Origin of the sequence: Nocardia amamiensis (genome assembly GCF_015477605.1) — a bacterium.
In the GTDB taxonomy this organism is placed as follows: Bacteria; Actinomycetota; Actinomycetes; order Mycobacteriales; family Mycobacteriaceae; genus Nocardia; species Nocardia amamiensis_A.
Genome location: NZ_JADLQX010000185.1, coordinates 1 through 820, shown reverse-complemented (window position 1 = coordinate 820; position 820 = coordinate 1). Strand labels below are relative to the sequence as shown.

The 820-nt window shown below is 62.4% G+C and carries 2 pseudogenes; one reads left to right on the top strand and one right to left on the bottom strand.

What is annotated here, in order from left to right:
• Nucleotides 1–173: 173 nt before the first annotated feature.
• Nucleotides 174–491, top strand: a pseudogene (locus IU459_RS37380) (transposase); the annotation flags it as partial.
• Here the strand turns inward: IU459_RS37380 and IU459_RS37375 are convergent.
• Nucleotides 484–820 (bottom strand): annotated as a pseudogene (locus IU459_RS37375) (hypothetical protein); the annotation flags it as partial. The pseudogenes IU459_RS37380 and IU459_RS37375 sit on opposite strands and share 8 nt — an antisense overlap.

Here is an 820-nt window from a genome sequence, read left to right as displayed (position 1 = left end):
TGAGATCGGCTCAGGCTATCCGAAGTTCAGTCACAACGGCCAAGAACCAGCGAAACACGGAGAACCCCCAGGTCCAGCACGGAGACCGTCAGCACGGACCCCAACGAACTCCAGGGTTATTTTTTAGAAAACCGACAGCAGAAATGCTGCACGGCGTCCCGTCCTCGACCCAACAGATGCAAGCCCTGGACCGGTCGGCGCCGATGCTGCCGATGATGCCGGGAGTGCCCGCACGCCGCACCCACGACTACATTCGCCACGGCACCACCAGCCTGTTCGCCGCACTGGACGTGGCCTCCGGTCAGGTCATCGGCCAGCACCACCGCCGGCACCGCCACCAGGAGTTCCTGCGGTTCCTCAAGACCATCGACGCCAATACCCCCGCCGACCTGGATCTCCACCTGATCTGCGACAACTACGCCACCCACAAAACCCCGGCCATCAACCGATGGTTGGCAGCCCACCCACGTTTCCACCTGCACTTCACCCCCCCAGTTCGGCATCATGATGGGCGCTGGTGGCGTAGCCGAGCAGACGCCCGGAGAACCGGTCCTCCACCGAAGCCAAATACAGTTTCCCCTCCAAGGTAGGGATTTCGGTGACATCGCCGACCCACAGCACGTCCTGGGCGATGGCGGTGAACTGCCGCCGCACCAAATCCGGTGCCGCGGATCGTTTCCCTTGCCGCGTGGTCCCTGCGTTCCGCATAATTCCGGGGTTTCGGAGCCCAAGACTGCCGGTTTCCGCGGGTCGCGGGGTCTCGGACGAGAGAAACTCTGAAATTTGCCTAGAGACGCGATTCGCTGAATTCGAGTAGCGT